Origin of the sequence: Amycolatopsis sp. cg13 (genome assembly GCF_041346965.1) — a bacterium.
In the GTDB taxonomy this organism is placed as follows: domain Bacteria; phylum Actinomycetota; class Actinomycetes; order Mycobacteriales; family Pseudonocardiaceae; genus Amycolatopsis.
This window is the reverse complement of record NZ_CP166848.1, coordinates 8590991-8606711: the sequence shown is the minus strand read 5'-3', so window position 1 is coordinate 8606711 and position 15721 is coordinate 8590991. Positions and strand designations below refer to the sequence as shown.

General features: G+C 70.2%; 14 protein-coding genes. 1 reads left to right on the top strand and 13 read right to left on the bottom strand.

All coding sequences use genetic code 11. From position 1 onward, the window contains the following. Positions 1–29: 29 nt before the first annotated feature. The 9 genes from AB5I40_RS40295 to AB5I40_RS40255 form a co-directional block, all read right to left on the bottom strand. Entirely contained in the window at positions 30–800 is a 771-nt protein-coding gene (locus AB5I40_RS40295) for a cyclase family protein (RefSeq protein ID WP_370935405.1), read from the bottom strand. Then, a complete protein-coding gene (locus tag AB5I40_RS40290) occupies positions 800–2035 on the bottom strand; it encodes an FAD-dependent monooxygenase (RefSeq protein WP_370935404.1) in 1236 nt (411 codons plus the stop codon). Before AB5I40_RS40290 ends, AB5I40_RS40295 begins: the two co-directional genes overlap by 1 nt. Next, positions 2032–3333, bottom strand: a complete 1302-nt coding sequence (gene rfbH / locus AB5I40_RS40285; protein WP_370935403.1) for a lipopolysaccharide biosynthesis protein RfbH — start codon at positions 3331–3333, stop codon at positions 2032–2034. The genes AB5I40_RS40290 and rfbH overlap by 4 nt, the downstream gene beginning before the upstream one ends. A gap of 58 nt (positions 3334–3391) precedes the next feature. After that, on the bottom strand, positions 3392–4378 hold the full coding sequence (locus tag AB5I40_RS40280; RefSeq protein ID WP_370935401.1) for a Gfo/Idh/MocA family protein: 987 nt from the start codon (positions 4376–4378) through the stop codon (positions 3392–3394). Continuing rightward, a complete protein-coding gene (locus tag AB5I40_RS40275; RefSeq protein ID WP_370935399.1) occupies positions 4375–5817 on the bottom strand; it encodes an NDP-hexose 2,3-dehydratase family protein in 1443 nt (480 codons plus the stop codon). Before AB5I40_RS40275 ends, AB5I40_RS40280 begins: the two co-directional genes overlap by 4 nt. A 71-nt stretch (positions 5818–5888) precedes the next feature. Beyond that, entirely contained in the window at positions 5889–7454 is a 1566-nt protein-coding gene (locus AB5I40_RS40270; protein ID WP_370935398.1) for an FAD-dependent monooxygenase, read from the bottom strand. Continuing rightward, positions 7451–9001: a class I adenylate-forming enzyme family protein gene (locus AB5I40_RS40265; RefSeq protein ID WP_370935396.1), complete on the bottom strand. Its 1551-nt coding sequence runs from the start codon at positions 8999–9001 to the stop codon at positions 7451–7453. Before AB5I40_RS40265 ends, AB5I40_RS40270 begins: the two co-directional genes overlap by 4 nt. Further along, on the bottom strand, positions 8994–9941 hold the full coding sequence (locus tag AB5I40_RS40260) for an aromatase/cyclase (RefSeq protein WP_370935394.1): 948 nt from the start codon (positions 9939–9941) through the stop codon (positions 8994–8996). The genes AB5I40_RS40265 and AB5I40_RS40260 overlap by 8 nt, the downstream gene beginning before the upstream one ends. A 28-nt stretch (positions 9942–9969) precedes the next feature. Then, positions 9970–10752, bottom strand: a complete 783-nt coding sequence (locus AB5I40_RS40255; protein ID WP_370935393.1) for an SDR family NAD(P)-dependent oxidoreductase — start codon at positions 10750–10752, stop codon at positions 9970–9972. A 189-nt stretch (positions 10753–10941) separates the two neighbouring features. Here AB5I40_RS40255 and AB5I40_RS40250 point away from each other — a divergent pair, with 189 nt between their 5' ends. Continuing rightward, a complete protein-coding gene (locus tag AB5I40_RS40250; protein WP_370935392.1) occupies positions 10942–11373 on the top strand; it encodes a nuclear transport factor 2 family protein in 432 nt (143 codons plus the stop codon). Between the two features lie 227 nt (positions 11374–11600). Here AB5I40_RS40250 and AB5I40_RS40245 read toward each other — a convergent pair whose 3' ends face one another. The 4 genes from AB5I40_RS40245 to AB5I40_RS40230 all read right to left on the bottom strand — a co-directional run bounded on the left by AB5I40_RS40245 (position 11601) and on the right by AB5I40_RS40230 (position 15521). Further along, a complete protein-coding gene (locus AB5I40_RS40245) occupies positions 11601–12038 on the bottom strand; it encodes a nitroreductase/quinone reductase family protein (RefSeq protein ID WP_370935391.1) in 438 nt (145 codons plus the stop codon). A 94-nt stretch (positions 12039–12132) separates the two neighbouring features. After that, entirely contained in the window at positions 12133–13314 is a 1182-nt protein-coding gene (locus tag AB5I40_RS40240) for an aminotransferase class I/II-fold pyridoxal phosphate-dependent enzyme (protein ID WP_370935389.1), read from the bottom strand. Between the two features lie 147 nt (positions 13315–13461). Next, positions 13462–14694 carry a glycosyltransferase gene (locus AB5I40_RS40235; RefSeq protein ID WP_370935387.1) on the bottom strand — a complete coding sequence of 411 codons (1233 nt, stop codon included), beginning with the start codon at positions 14692–14694 and terminating at the stop codon, positions 13462–13464. 203 nt (positions 14695–14897) lie between these two features. Continuing rightward, on the bottom strand, positions 14898–15521 hold the full coding sequence (locus tag AB5I40_RS40230; protein ID WP_370935386.1) for a DNA-binding response regulator: 624 nt from the start codon (positions 15519–15521) through the stop codon (positions 14898–14900). Positions 15522–15721: the final 200 nt, after the last annotated feature.

The window sequence follows — 15721 nt, the reverse complement described above, 5'->3', positions numbered from 1 at the left end:
TGTCCAGGGGACCGTTTTCGCGCGGCGGATCAGTCCACAAAGGCCACTGCACGAGCCCAGCCCGCGCCCGCTCCCTTGACCTTCACCGGAAAGCAGCTCACCGTGAATCCCTGCGCGGGCAACGCACCGAGGTTCGCCAGCCGTTCGATCTGGCAGTATTCGCGGGTGCGGCCGGCGAAGTGCGCCGGCCACAGCACGCCTCGGTCGCCGGTGCTTCTGAATTGCTCGATCATCCAGGTGAACGGCGCGTCGAGGCTGAACGCGTCGGTGCCGATCACGCGAACCCCGTGGTCCAGCAACAAGGTCACCGCCGAATGGTCCAGCCCGGTGAACTCCGTGAAATACGCGGGCGTTCCGGCGCGGGCGTCGGCTCCGGTGTGCAGCAGCACGAGTTCGCCGGGCCGCGGCCCCCGGCCGAGCGCGGCGAACCGCTTCTCCAGCGCGGCGGCGCCGACCGCGCCCGTTGCTTCACCGGTGAGGTCGAGGGTGAGCGCTGCCCCGTGGAACCAGCTGAGCGGCAGCTCGTCGATGTGCCGCGGCCGAGCGGCGGACACCGCCGCCGAACCGTAGTGCGACGGTGCGTCCACGTGCGTGCCGGTGTGCGTGGTGAGCGACAAGGTGTCCAGCGACAACAGTTCCCCGCCGGGCAGTACTGCCGGATCGAACTCGATCCCGAAGTGCGCGCGCATTTCGTCGGCCATGTGCTGCGCGGCGGCGGCCGGGGAGAGCACGTCGTGGCTCACCGGATCCGGCTCCCACCCAGCCGCGTCGATCGGCGACGAAAGATCGATCAGGGCCATCAGCTTCCGCCTTTCCCAGCCGGCGCGCCGGAGGGCGGCGCGACCTTCCCGTACGCGACCAGCCGCGTGAGTTTCGCGGCCAGCGGCGTATGCGAAATCAACCCGGCGATCGCCGGACGCATCGCCGTCGCCACGCGACCGCGCGAAAGCATGCCGCGGCTCTGCCGCTTCTGAAACCGCATGATCGACGCGACCGCTGGCCGCCGGACGCGTTCGTACTCGGACAGCGCCGCAGCCGAAAAGTCGTTCGTCCGCACCGCTTCGACCAGCACCGGAGCGAGCGCGAGCGCGTCCTGCAACGCCAGATTGATGCCCTGCGCGCCAAGCGGGCTGTGGGTGTGCGCCGCATCGCCGATCAGGACGACGCCGTCGGCGCACCACCGCGGCGCGCAGCCCGCGAACACGTCGAGCAGGGTGAAATCGCGAGGGCCGCGGACCTGCTCGCGGATGAGGTCGGCATACTGCGGCAATCCGTCCGCGAGCTGATCGATCACGCGGTCCACGCCCGCTTCAAGCACGTCGGCGTATCCGCCGTGGGGCAGCATCCAGCCGATCTGCACCGTGTCCGGATGCGCGTCGTAGATCAGCACCGGCCGCCGCGCCGCCTGGTGCACGCTGACCGTGCCGACGGGGCGGCCGGGCGCGTGCAGCTTGCACCACAGGACGTCCTGGTCGAACACGTCCTCCCGCCCGTCGGGAATGCCCACGAGCTTGCGCACCTTGGAATAACGCCCGTCGGCGCCGACGACGCAATCGGCCTCGACCACGTGGTTCCCGGCGCGCCCGCGAACGGTGACCGTCGTGCCCGACAGCTCGGACACGCGGTAGCCCTCGAGGTAAGTGAAACCGGGCAGCGCCGAACACCGCTCGTACAGCGTTTTCAACATGTGCAGCTGTGGCAGGCTCAGCAGATGGTCGTGCGGCGGCGGCAGCCGCCGGTAGTCGATGTCGAGGATCGTGCGACCGCGGTCGACGACGGTGAACCGCGGTGTCGCGCAGTGTCCGAGCGCCTTCGCGTCCTCCAGCACTCCGAGCCCGGCCAGCACGGCCTGCCCGCCGGGTTGCAGGATCTCGCCGCGGAACTTGCGTTCCTTCATCGTCGCGCGCTCCACCACGGTGACCGCGACGCCCTCTCGCAGCAACGCGAGCGCCAGCGCGAAGCCGGCCGGGCCGCCTCCGGCGACGCACACCTGCGTGCGAGTGCGCGTCGCCTCGGCTTCGGCGCTGGTGCTCACGAGGGCACTCCGGCGAACTCCCGGATCGACGAGATCATGTACGCGGTCATCTCCTCGGTGATGCCCGGGTACACGCCGATCCAGAACGTGTTCTCGGTGATCACGTCGGAATTGGCCAGGTCGCCGACCACCCGGTGCTCAGTGCCGAGGTAGGCCGGGTGGCGCGTCAGATTCCCGCCGAAGAAACGGCGGGTGCCGATCCGGCGGTCCTCCAAGAACGCCACCAGGTCGCGCCGGGTGAACGGCGCGTCCGGCTGCACGGTGAGCACGAAACCGAACCAGCTCGGGTCGGAGCCGGGGGTGGGACTCGGCAGCAACAGACCGGGCACGCCTTCGAGGCCGTCGCGCAGGCGCGTCCAATTGTGCCGCCGCGCCGCGCCGAACTCGTGCACGCGGGCGAGCTGCGAGACGCCGAGCGCGGCCTGCAAGTCGGTCGACTTCAGGTTGTAGCCGATGTGGGAGAAGATGTACTTGTGGTCGTAGCCCGCGGGCAACGTCCCGAGCTGGTAGTCGAACCGCTTGAAGCAGGTGTTGTCCTCGCCGGGTTCGCACCAGCAGTCGCGGCCCCAGTCGCGCAACTGCTCCACGATCCGCGCCAGCACGAGGTTCGCCGTGACGACGCAGCCGCCCTCTCCGGTCGTGATGTGGTGGGCCGGGTAGAAGCTCGTGGTGGCCATGTCGCCGAACGTGCCGGTGAGCTGGCCGTGGTAGGTCGAGCCGACGGCGTCGCAGTTGTCCTCGACGAAAAAGAGGTCGTGCTCGTCGGCCAGTTGCGCGATTTCCGCCGCCTGGTACGGATTCCCGAGGGCGTGCGCGATCATGATCGCCTTCGTGCGCGGCCCGATCGCCGCGGCGATCCGCTCCGGCGTGGTGTTGTAAGTGCCGAGTTCGACGTCGACGAACACCGGGATCAGGCCGTTCTGCACGATCGGGTTCACCGTGGTCGGGAACCCGGCGGCGACGGTGATCACCTCGTCGCCGGGGCGCAGCCGGCGGTCTTCGAGCTGCTCCGACGTCAGCGCCGAGAGAGCGAGCAGGTTGGCCGACGAACCGGAGTTGGTCATGTGTGCTTTGCGCAATCCGAACAGGCGGGCGAACTCGCGCTCGAACCGCCGCGAGCTCACCCCCGCGGCGACGCGCATCTCGAGTGCGGCCTCGACCAGCGCCACGCGGTCGTCCTCGCTGAACACCGCGCCCGAACTCGGGATCGGCGTGATCCCGGGCCGGAACTCGCGGGGCAGGCGCTCGGCGTGGAGCTTGCGCACCTGGTCGAGAATGTCATCCTTCAGCTGGTCCATGGTCTTCCTCTCGGGACACCGGTTCCGGGCGGACAGGCCGCATTGCTCACCGCTTCGCTCACTGCCGGGAACACCGCCGGATCCCGTCGATCAGACGAGCCTGCGCGATCGCCCCCGCCGCGGCCGCGGCGGCGGCCTCGTCACGCCCGGCCCGCCGCGCGCTGTCGACGGCCCGTGCGAACTCGCGCACCGAAGCGGCGAACTGGTCGTCGGCGGGCAAGGTGTGGTCCTCGCTGTGCTGCTGCCGCCGAACGCGCAGCACCGGGCGATGGTCCTCGGGCGGGGCGTACGCCCGCTCGAGCGTCAGGACTCCCGTCGAGCCGTGCAGTGTGTAGCTTGCTTCGTAGGCGTGATCCATGCCGAAAGTCAGCACCGCGGTCGCTCCGTCCGCGCGGCGCAGCACAGCTGATCCGCCGTGGTCGACCTCCGCACCGGCGGGGCGGTACAACGAGGCGCCGGCGACAGTCAGGTCGTCGCCGAGGAACATCCGCGCCACCCGCACCGGGTAGCCGCCGTTGTCCAGCAGCGATCCGCCGCCGAGTGCCGCGTCGTGGCGGATGTCGTCGTCGCGCCGGCGCGGCACAGTGAAGGTCGCCCGGATCGAGCGCAACTGCCCGATCGCGCCGTCGGCTACCTGCTTGCGCACGGCATCGTGCTGGCTGTGCCAGGGGAACATGTAATTTTCCCGCAGCACGAGCCCGCGGCTTTCGGCAAGCTCGAACAGCTCGCGCGTCTGGGTTTCCGTAGTGGTCAAGGGCTTCTCGGCGAGCACGTGCTTGCCCTGCTCCAGCGCGGCACGCACCCACTCCGCGTGCAGGCCGGTCGGCAGCGGCACGTACACCGCGTCCACATCGGGCCGGGCGAGCAATTCTCCGTACCCGGTCACGGGTTCCCCGCCGAAACGGCCCGCGATCTCGGCGGCCCGCTCCGCGTCCCGGCTGGCGACGGCGGTCAGCCCGGCCGCGTCCGTCCGCGCGAGTGCGGGCAGCACCCGGCGGACGGCGACGTCGGCACAGCCGAGCACCCCGAGCCGCACGGTGCTCACCACAGCACCTGCAAGCAGGTGAGCAGACTGCGGACTTCGACGTTGAAGTGATTGCCGTATTGAACGAGATCGTTGACCTGGCGTGCGGTCATCCACACGTAGTCGTCGGGGGTCTCGAGCGGGAAGTCGTCCTCCACCTCGACGATGAGGTAGCGGTTCTCGGCTTGGTAGAGCCGTCCGCCTTCCTCGGAATGCACCACGTCGCACCGGATTCGCGACGGGTCCACGTTCAGCACGTAGTCGAGGTACGGCGGCCGGTGGTGTTCGTTGAGGCCGGTGTAGTTGTTCGGGGTGCAGTGCACCGTCGGCGCCATTTCGACCACGTCGAACGTGCCCGCCTCGGTGCGCGCCTGCACCAGCATGTGCAGCACGCCGTCGATTCGCCGGGTGAGGAATGCCAGCACGCCCTTCTCCCGCGGCGCGAACAACGGCTGGGCCCAGTGTGCGACCTCCCGGCTGGTCGCTTGCACGTCGACCCCCATCACCTCGAAGAACTTGCCGCTCGCGTGCGAGATCACGCCGTCGCGCTCGCTCCAGCCGGGTGCCTGCGCGAGCGGCGTGCGGGCCTGTCTCAGCTCGTGGCGCGCCTTCAGCTCGGTGAACCAGCTGAGCAATTCGGCCGTGCTGTGCAAGGAGCCGTCGACCTCCGCGAGCGAACGGATCAGCGCGCCGCGGAACGAATCCTCCCGCACCGCCGACGGCCGGTCCATGGGCGCGGCGAAGCGGATGCCGGCGAGCACGGTGCGGGAATCCATGTTCACGAGGTTGTCGACGAGCAGCAGCTCGCGCAGCTGATTGAGCGTCAGCCAGCAGAAGTCGTCGTGCAGCGGCACGTCTTCGTCGGTCTCCACGACGATATTGCGGTTGCGCTTGCGCAGGAACCACGCGCCCTGCTCCGATTGCAGCGCGTCGGCCAGCACCCGGCCGCGGCGCGGCGCGGTGAAGTACTCCAGGTACGGGATCGCCGATCCTTCGTGCACCCGGGTGTAGTTGCTCTTGGTCGCCTGCACCGTCGGCGAAAGCTGGAGCATGTTGACGTTGCCCGGCTCCATTTTGGCCTGCATCAGGCAGTGCAGCACCCCGTTGAACTCCTTGACGAGGATGCCGAGGATGCCGATCTCGGGCTGCACGATGATCGGCTGGGTCCAGCTGCCGTCGTCGCGGTGGTCGGTGTCGACCCGCAGCCCTTCGATGGAATAGAAGCGGCCGCTGGCGTGCACGAGGTTCCCGGTGTCCGGCCGCACGGACCAGCCCGGCATCTTCTCCAGCGGCACGCGCTCGACCTGGTATTCGTGCGTCCGCGCACGGTCGGCGAACCACTCGCGGAACTCGCCGGTCGGCAGCAGCAGGCGATCGGACGTGGTGGCCGATTCGGTGAACCGCCGCAACAGGTCCGGGGTTTCCCGGGTGAGCAGCGGCGTGGTGTTCTGGATCGTCATTGCAGGGTTCTCCCCTCGGAGGAACAGCGGGCGCCCGCACCGCGGCGCGAGCCCAGGTTGGCGGGCCGGCCTCAGCCGGATTCCGTCACGATCGCGTCGGCGGCGGGGAACGGCCAGCGCGCGGCCGCCGCCCGCAGTGCTTCCGGGCCCGTTCCCGAGGCCCAGCGGTACCCGTCGGGCCGCACCACGAGCCACGATCCCGGTCCGAGGCCGAGCCGCGCGGCGAGCGCGCCGTCCGGATCGGGCACCTCTCCCCCGCTGCCAAGCGAAATCGGCGACAGCGGGCCGGGCACCGCGCCTTCGATCGCGGCGACCGCGGCGGGCCAGTCGGCCGAATCGCCCGGCACCGTCCACAGTGTCCAGCCCGGCGTTCGAAGCAGGCTCGCGAGCGCGGCGGGATCGGCGCAGTCGGACGGCGCCCACCCCGCCCGGGTGCAGCCGTCCGGCCCGCTCAGCACACTGTCCGGATAGGACAGTGACAGGCCCGACATGCCGCTCATGATCTTGTGCTCCAGCCTGCGTTTCGCCGGCGTGAGCCTGCGCAGGGCCGCGAGACCGACCGGCATGAGGGTGGACATCGCCGCGCTGCGCAGCGCCACCAGCGCGGTGGCCGTGCGCGTCGAACCGAGGAGCTTGCGCCCGACCGGCATCCGCTCGTCGTCGTAGGAACGCAGCAGTTCGGGGCCCGCCTCGCCGGTCACGACCGCGGCCAGTTTCCAGCCGAGGTTGTAGGCGTCCTGAATGCCGGTGTTCATGCCTTGCCCGGACGCCGGGCTGTGCACGTGGGCGGCGTCGCCGGCGAGCAGGCACCGCCCCCGGCCCATCGCTTCGATCATGCGCTGCTGGATGGTGAACACCGAAACCCAGCTCGGCGGCCGGATCACGACTCGCTCGCCGATCGCGCGCGAAATCTTCCCGGTGAACCGGTCGACCACGCGGTCCGCGTCGCCGCCGATGTCCGCCGTGTCCAGCAGCCGCCACTTGCCCGGTTCGGGGAAGGGCACCAGCATCACCGTTCCGGCGCCGGTGTCGAGCCAATGGATACTGTTCTGCGGAAGGGAACACTCGACCTCGGCATCGGCGATCAGCCACGTCTGCGACTGGTCGCCGTGGAGCTTCAGGCCAAGCTCCTTGCGCACAGTGCTGTGCCCGCCGTCGGTGCCGACGAGCCACGGCACACTCAGCTCGCTTTCCACGCCACCGGCGCGCAGCCGGACGTCGACGCGGTCCTCGCGGCGCGTCAGCCCGGTCAACTCGACGCCCCATTCCACCTCCACGCCGAGCTCGGCCACGCGTTCGCGCAGGACCTGTTCCGTCACGGCCTGGTCGACCATCAGCGTGAACGGGAACCGGGTCGGCAGGCGGTCGTAGTTGGTGTCGAAGCGAATGAGTTCGCGGCCCCGCTGATGCAGCGTGAAATGCTCGACCCGGCAACCGCGCGGCAGCAGCCGTTCGGCCACGCCCATCTGGTCGAACACCTCCAGCGTCCGGGCGTGGGTCGCGAGCGCGCGGCTCGTGACGGCCGGGCCGTCGGCGGCGTCGACCAGCCGGACGGAAACGCCGCGGCGGGCGAGTTCGTGGGTCAGGGTGAGCCCGGTCGGACCCGCGCCGACGACGAGAACGGCGGGTGTGCTCACGGTTTCCCCTCCCCGGTCAGCGCGCCGCGGCGCGATGCCGTGCCGCGCCGCCGTGCCATTTCGGCACGCAGCTCCTTGCGCTGAACCTTTCCGTTGGCCGATCGTGGGATCTCGGTGAGCACCTCGACGAACTCGAGATGCTCGTATGCCGGGGCTTCCCGGTTGGCGAACGCGATGAGGTCAGCCTCGGCCGCCGGCGCCCGCAACACCACGAACGCCGCCGCGACCGCGCCCGCCACCCGGTCCGCGACGTCGACGACCACGCAGTCCTCCACCTCGGCGTGGGCGCGCAGCCGCCGCTCGATCGCCGACGGGGAGACCAGCCAGTTGTCGCGTTTGAACACATCCTTGATCCGGTCGACGAGGACGAGCCTGCCGTCTTCGGAAATGCGCCCGATGTCGCCGGTCCGGAACCAGCCGCCCGCTTCGAGGTGCTCCCCGTCGGGCCGGCCGTGATAGCCGAGCATCACCTGCGGTCCGCGCACGCGGACCTCGCCCGCCTCGCCTGCCGCCAGCCGCGCACCCGTGTCGGGGTCGACGACGTCGCATTCCGTTCCCGCGACCGGAAATCCGACGGATCCGGTGACCGGCGCGTCCGGCCGGTCGGAATGTGTGAGCGGGGACGTTTCGGCGAGACCGTAGCCTTGGAAGACCGGCGTGCCGAAGCGCGCGGTCAGCGTTTCGGCCGCGTCAGCCGGCAATGCCGATCCCCCCGACGCGATCATCCGCAAGGACGGGACGGCCGTATTGGTGTCCGTCGCGGCCAGCCGGGTCAGCCAGGCCGGCATGCTGTAGAAATGCGTCGCCCCGTACCGAATCGCAAGCTCGACAGCTCCGAATGGGCGTGGGCACAGGATCTGCGTGGCACCGGCCAGCAGCGCCGGGTTGAGGTGCATCGGGTGGTAGGTGGGCAGGTTCACCACGCACACCGCGTCCGGCCCGAGCTGGTGCGCCTGACGGACCTGCGCCGCGTTGACCGTGATGTTGCGGTGCGAGAGCCGCACCGCCTTCGGCGCGCCAGTGGTGCCGCTGGTGAACAGCAGGCACGCGGGCGCGTCAGCGGCGATCTCGGCCGCGGCGGACTCGCCGTCGAACGTCGCGACGTCGCTGAGCGGCAGCACATCCTCGAGGTCCGGCAACTGCGTACGGACCTGAGCTATGCGCTCCGCGACCTCCGGAGTCACCACCGCGAGCCGCGCCGACACTGAAGCGAGGTTGTGCGCGATCACCGGCGGCGGCAGCAACGGGTTGAGCGGGGCGACGACGTTTCCACTGCGCAGCACGCCGTAATAGGCGACGGCGAAGTCAATGTCCAAAGAGGACGTGACGGCGACCGCGGCCCCGGCGGAACCGAGCCGGTCGCCCAGGCAGCGGGAAAACCGGTCGGCGGCGGCGTCCAGCTCGGCGAAGGTCGCCGTGCGATCGCCCGCGACGATGGCCGGACGGTCCGGCCATCGTCTCGCTGCCTCGGCGAGCAGGCCGCCCGCCTGGCCGTCCGGGCATTCGGGCGGCAGCGGCGGGCCGACGGCGACGAACGGCTCAGCCACGGCGGCCCTCGGCGAATTCCTTGGCGAGGGCGAGGGTCGCGCTGCTGTTGCCTCCCAGCGCCTTGCGCAGAAACGACCGCGCCGTCTCGACGCTGGCGTCGGCGCCCAGCACGGACGCGATCGCGCTTTCCTTGACCTCCACGGTGTGGCGCGAGATCACCCGCACCCCGTCGCCGTCCGGGACGACGGTCCACTCTCCGGTGTGCGCGTTCATCAAGGCGGGCACCACGGTCTGCTTGTAGACGATCCGATCGGGGCCGAAACAGACCCGGATGGACTCGGTGGTGTGCGTGGAGCCGTCCTTGGTACGGGTGTCCATGATCATGGTCTGGACTCCGTCGGGGTCCTCGGTGAGGTCCAACCGCGACACGTGCGGCAGGCGCCGCGGCCATTCGTCTGCCCGGTAGAGGAATTCGTAGACGTCCTCGCCGGAACCGTTGACCGTGACCTCGTCGGCAAAGGAGAACACCAGCTCCCCCAGCCGGTCGCCGCGTTCGGCCAGTGCCTTGACGTTGGCCAATTCCGTGGTGCTGTTGCGGTTAGTGACGTCGGTGAGCCAGGCGAAGTCGTCCGGATCGTCGTCGACGGCCGCGAACTCGTGCCGGAGCGTGAGCGCGCTCGCGGCGGCGCCGGTGGCTTCGACCTGCCACTCGCCGAGCATCGCCGCGACCGGCGGCTTGAACACCTCCTGGCGGAAGCCGATCGTGCGCTTGACCGGATCGAGATCGCGCCGGGAGATCCAGTTCTTGACCTGGCCGCCCGCGGTCGCCCACATCTGGAGGCGCTCGGTACGGTCGGTGCCTTCGAGGCGCTCGACGTGGACGTTGGGCCGGAAGTACACCGGCCACCGGGTGGCGTCGGCGAGCAGGCCGTAGACCGTGTCGGCGGGCGCGGCTATCTCGATGTGATGGGTGGTGGTGCGCAGCTGCTGCGTAGGCATCGGGTCGTCCCTCGGTGGGTTGCGGGTTTCAGAAGTTGCCGAGACCGCCGCAGACGTTCATCGCCTGCGCGGTCACCGAAGCGGCGGAATCGCTCACGAGGTAGCCGACCATCCCCGCGACCTCGGCGGGCGTGCTGTAGCGCCCGAGCGGGATCTTCGCCTGGAAACGGCTGAGCACCTCGTCTTCGGTGACGCCCCACACCGCCGCGTAGCCTTCGCGAACCCGTTGCGCCATGGGGGTTTCCACGTAACCAGGGCAGACGGCGTTGACCGTGATGCCGGTCGGGGCCAGCTCCTTGCCCAGTGCCTTGGTGAAGCCGATGACGCCGCTCTTCGCCGCCGAGTACGGCGCGCCCAGCGGCACGCCCTGTTTGCCGCCGGTCGAGGCGATGTTGATGATCCGGCCGGAGGGAAGCTCGCGCATGCCGCCCTTCGAGAGGACGGCCCGCGTCAGCAGGAACACGCTGTTGAGGTTGGTGTCGATGACGTCGTTCCACAGCTCGTCGGAGATCTCCGCGGTGACGCCGCCGCCGCTGCGGCCCGCGTTGTTCACCAGCACCGAGATCGGGCCGAACTCCGCGGTCGCCGCGGCGACCAGCTCTTCCACCGACTCGCGCGAGCGCACGTCAGCGGTGCGCCCGGCGACCGGCAGTCCTTTTTCCTGAAGCGCGCGAACAGTTTTTTCGACGTTGCCGGCGGTGCGCCCGCACAGGAAGGCGGGAATCCCGCGCCCGGCGAGCTCCTCCACCACCGCCAGGCCGATGCCGCTGGTCCCGCCGGTGACCAGAGCGGCGTGTCCGGTGTTCTCCATCGATGCCCCTTCTCCGCGTCCAGTGCCGCCGCGGGAAACGGCGGACGGCACACCGGGAAGGGTGCGGGGCGCGGCTTGAGGCGCGGCACAGGTCGGCTCGACTCCTGTATCCGCGCTCCAGCGGCGCTCTAAGCGGCGTCCGGAGCATCACGCCGGAGCACATCGACCAGTGCGCAGGAGAGGACCGCGATGCCGACCCAGCAGGACCCCGGGACCGAATACCCGTCGATCCAGAATTTCTACTCCCGCCAGATGCACCTGCTCGACGACGGCAAGGTCGACGAGTGGGCCGCCACGTTCACCGAGGACGGATCGTTCGGCGCGAACGCGCACCCGGCCCCGTTCGTCGGCCGCTCCGCGATCGCGGACGGCGCCCGCAAGGCGCACGCCGCACTGGCCGAGCGCGGCGTGCAGCGCCGCCACTGGCTCGGCATGCTCGCCGCCGAACCCCGCACCGAGGGCGGCTACCGGGTCCGCTCCTACGCCCAGATCCTCGAAACGCCGCGCGGCGGCCAGACGACCGTCCTGATGAGCACCACCTGCGACGACGTCCTCGTCCGCACTTCCGAAGGGGAATGGCAGGTCCAAAGCCGCGCCGTCCGGCGCGACGACCTCGCCTGAACCCGCGGCACCGGCCTGCCAGTCCCGCCCCCCGGCGGCCGGCATGCCGTTGCCGCACAACACTTCCCGGCCCGGCTCGGACACTCTCGCATTCCCGCGGCGGGCTGGGCCGGGACTTCTGTCCAGTGTGGACGGATCGGCGAGACGTGCCGTCGACCGGCCGAATCCTGACAACGGCCGACTGTCCACTAGGGAGCGTCCAGCCGGCAGAAGCGCATCACCAGAGATCAACTGCGCTCGAGAACCACGACCGGCATCCGGCGGCTGGTCTTGTCCGCGTACTCGGCGTACGGCGGATACACCGCCACCAGCTTTTCCCACAGCCGGTCGCGTTCTTCGCCGACGGCTTCGCGAGCCTTGACGTCGAAGCGGTCTTTGCCGACCTGGACGGAAGCGCGGCCGGTCGCGCGGAGGTTCAGCCACCAGGCGGGGTGATGGTCGTCGCCGCCGCGGGCGGCGACGACCACCAGCCTGCCGTCGTCCTCGGTGTAGACCACCGGGCGAGTCCGGGTGCGGCCCGTCTTGCGTCCGGTGGTGGTCAGCAACAGGATGGGTGCGCCGCCGAGCACTCCGCCGATCGCGCCGCCGCTGCGGCGGTACAGCCACACCGAGAGCCCCATCGCCGCATGGAGCAGGCCTGACTTGGCCCGCACCTGGCTTTCCATCGTGCGTCTCCTTCTCGCCGCAGGGCAACCTTGACAGGTAACACTGTACGCAAGAGTAACGCTGCACGCACGACGGAACGATGTAATCCCAGCCTCACCCGGCCAGCCGCGCCCGCACTCGCGGCGCGTGCTCGACGAGCGCCGCGATCAGCTCGCACAGCCGGTGCACGCCCTCCGCGCTGATCCCGAGCCCGGTCGGCAGCTGCATCACCCGCGAACTCAGGCGCTCCGTAGCGGGCAGCGGACGCCGCACGCGCTGGTGCGCGTAGGGCTCCAGCCGATGGCACGGCGGATCGAAGTGCTTGCGCACCAGCACGTTCTCCGCCCGCAACGCTTTCGCCATCAGATCCCGGTCGAGACCGGACGCCGGATCGACTTCGACGACCACGAAATGGTGGCTCGAATACTCCCCCGGCCCCGGCACGATCAGCCGCACGCCCGGCACCTCGGCCAGGTCCTCGGTGTAGCACCCGAAGCGCTCGCGGTTCACCGCGCGCAACGTCGGCAGCCCTTCGATCGACGTCAGCCCCATCGCACCGGACGCCTCGGTCATCTTGGCGTTGATGCCGAGCCCGATCACGCGGTTCTCGGCGTCGAAGCCGAAGAAATGCGTGGCCCGGACGCGCGCCGCGAGCTCCTCGTCGTCGGTCACGACGGCGCCGCCCTCGAAGGCGTTGACGAACTTCGTCGCGTGAAAACTGAACACCGCCGCGTTTCCGTATCCGCCGATCCCGCGGTCGCGGTAACCGCAGTCGAAGGCGTGCGCGGCGTCGTAGAACAGCTTGAGGCCGTGCCGGTCGGCGATCTTCGCCAGTTCGTCGACCGCGCATTGGCGGCCCCACACGTGCACGCCGAGGATCGCGGACGTGCGCGGCGTGACCAGCCGTTCGACCTCGCGCGGGTCGAGGTTGTGCGTGTCCTCGTCGATGTCGCAGAACACCGGCGTCAGCCCGGCCAGCCGCAGCACGTGCACGGTGGCGACGTAGGTGAAGGAGGGCACGATGACCTCGCCGGTGAGCTCCGATGCCGTGAGCAGCGCCTGGAGGCCGGACGTCGCGCTGGTCGTGGCCACGCAGTAGCGCGCGCCCGCCAGTTCGGCGACCCGCTGCTCGAACTCGCGCACGAGCGGGCCGAAGTTGGTCAGCCACCGGCTGTCCAGCGCACCGCGGATGAGTTCGAGGACGCGGTCGGGGTCGAGCACGTTCGGCCTGCCGACGTGCACCGGCTCGCGGAACGCCGGCGGGCCGCCGAGCGCCGCGAGCACCGGGGGCGTCACGCGACCCGCCCGGAGCGGACCGGGCCGGCACCGGCCCGGCGGGAAGTCAGAGCTGCGTTGTCCATACCTCACCGATCTGTGTACGTTGTACGCGTTCCGATACCGCGTACGCTAAGCGGAGTGACACCAGGCTGGGTGGAGCCGGCCTCAAACGGGTTCGCCGACCCGCGCGCCGGCCGCCGCTTCGGCGACTTCAGGCAGCCGCTCGGCCACCGCCGCGGGCGTCGGGGCGTCCTCGATCTCGCGCCGCAACCCCGCGAGCGCCTTGGGATAGCGCGAATCCGTGAGCACCTCCTCGATCGCCGAGGTCAGCGCCGCGCGCTCCGCGCCGGCCGGCAGCACCCGGCCCGCACCGGCGGCCGCGATCTGGTGGCCCACCTCGCCGTAGATCGGCGAGCGCGGCACCACGACCTGCGGAACTCCGGCGGCCACCGCGCACAACGCGGTGCCGGTCCCGCCGTGGTGCACGACCGCGTCGCACGAAGGCAGCAGCAGCGAAAACGGCACGAGCCCGATCTCGCGCACCCGCGGCGGCAGCGGCTCGGCCGTCGTGCCCTGTTCTCCGGCGAGCAGGATTTCCGCGTCGAGGTCACCGGTCAGTTCGATCAGGTCGGCGAGCACGCGCTTGGCCTGGCCGCCGTCGATCTTGCCGGTCGCGATCCCGCCGGTGAGGCAGATCCGCCTGCGCTCCCGCGGTTCCACGAGCCACGACGGGACAGCCCCGGACCCGGTGTAGGACTGATGGCGGATCGGCACCCGGCGCACCACGCCTTCGCCTCCCGCGACGAGGCTGGGCGGGCACGGGTCGACGAGCACCCTCGAAGCGGGCTGCGGCTCGAGGCCGCGGCTGCGGAACAGCTGCGCGTACCCCTCGCGGTAGTGCACACCGCGCCCGGCGCGCTCCGCGTGCAGCACCGTGCCGATCTCCCAGCCGTGCGACACCAGCGGCACGCCGAGCGCGGCAGCCGCGACCGGGCCGGCGAACGTGAGCGGGTCGGCCACCACGAGGTCCGCGCCCCACCAGCGGCCGAAGGCGATCAGCTGGGGCAGCATCGCCTCGGCGACCACGACCTGGCGGTCGGCCGCGCAGTCCAGTGCGTCCGTCTGCGCCGGCCCGAGCAGCCCGGGCCGCTGCGGCCAGCCCATCGGCCACGACTCCGGTTCGTCCCACGCGCGCAGCCGGCCGTCGGTCGGAATGGCGGAAAGATCCACGTCCTCCCCGCACACCACCGCGGGCAGCCCCGCGGAGACGATCGGGTTCCGGCACGACGGAGGCCCCGCGACCCGCACCTCGTGCCCGACCGCGAGGCAGGCCCTCGCGAGCGGCACCATGGGGTTGAAATGCCCTGGCGCCGACCATGTCACGAACAGAATGCGCATGCCGTCCTCCCGATCACCGATGCCGTGGCGATCAGCGTCGGCCGCGGCGGTGGAGAGCGCGTCGACGTTTCCTTGAGCCGGAAAATGCGCACCTGACGTCGAAGGCGTGGATCGAAAACGCTATTTCGACCCACGCCTTCAATCCGCCCGCCGGACTCCGCCCGGGCAGTACCGGATTACCTTCTCCGCACGAATGGAGCAGTTCACAAATAATGTCGTTCCATGGCAATGCGGGCCGCTTCGAACCGATTGCGCGCGTCCAGCTTGCGCATGCATCCCGAAGTCAGGTTCCGCACCGTGCCCGGAGCCAGGCACAACTCCCGGGCCACCTCCTTCACCGACGCACCCGTCCACGTGAGACGGAGGATGTCCTGCTCCCGTTTCGTCAGTTCCGCACGGGCCAGCGACCCCACCGGGTCCGCCCCCGCGCGCACCCGCCCGACCCCCGCGGCGCCCTGGACGACGTGGATCAGCTGCGACAGCGAGTGTTCCATCGAAATGACCGCGGTGGCACCCCTCTCGATCGCCCGGTCCCGCAGCGCTTCCTGGTCCCGCAGCGCCTCCTCCAGGCTCACGGTCACCACCACGACCTTGCACCACGGAGCCTCGGCCGCGACCCGCTCGGTCAACGTGAGACCGGTCGCGGCGCCGCCCCTCGCCCCGATGATCACCACCCCGGGCGTGTAGTGCCTGATCGCGGGCAGCACCGACGCCGGACCGGAGGCGACTCCGACCACGGTGAACCCGTCCGCGGCGCACAACGTACCCGCCAGTAGTTCGAGCATGAGCCGACTGGCGTTGCCGACGAGTACGCGTACCCCATTCACGTTAGTCACCATCTGCCGCACGGCGTCCGGCGAGTATTTTTTCTACAGCAATTGAATTCCATCTCTGCCGCCCCCAGACGGTGAAATCGCGAATCTCAAACGATCATATCAGCCGTTCGAGGAGAACCGCACTATTCACCAATAGGGGCACATATTTATCCCATTCAGGCCCTATGTCGGGTTTGCCGCGGCTCGGGACG

Coding starts and splice junctions, on each gene's coding strand:
- AB5I40_RS40295 (WP_370935405.1), bottom strand. CDS start 800: ATGGCCCTGATCGATCTTTCGTCGCCGATCGACGCGGCTGGGTGGGAG.
- rfbH (WP_370935403.1), bottom strand. CDS start 3,333: ATGGACCAGCTGAAGGATGACATTCTCGACCAGGTGCGCAAGCTCCAC.
- AB5I40_RS40275 (WP_370935399.1), bottom strand. CDS start 5,817: ATGACGATCCAGAACACCACGCCGCTGCTCACCCGGGAAACCCCGGAC.
- AB5I40_RS40260 (WP_370935394.1), bottom strand. CDS start 9,941: ATGCCTACGCAGCAGCTGCGCACCACCACCCATCACATCGAGATAGCC.
- AB5I40_RS40255 (WP_370935393.1), bottom strand. CDS start 10,752: ATGGAGAACACCGGACACGCCGCTCTGGTCACCGGCGGGACCAGCGGC.
- AB5I40_RS40250 (WP_370935392.1), top strand. CDS start 10,942: ATGCCGACCCAGCAGGACCCCGGGACCGAATACCCGTCGATCCAGAAT.
- AB5I40_RS40245 (WP_370935391.1), bottom strand. CDS start 12,038: ATGGAAAGCCAGGTGCGGGCCAAGTCAGGCCTGCTCCATGCGGCGATG.
- AB5I40_RS40235 (WP_370935387.1), bottom strand. CDS start 14,694: ATGCGCATTCTGTTCGTGACATGGTCGGCGCCAGGGCATTTCAACCCC.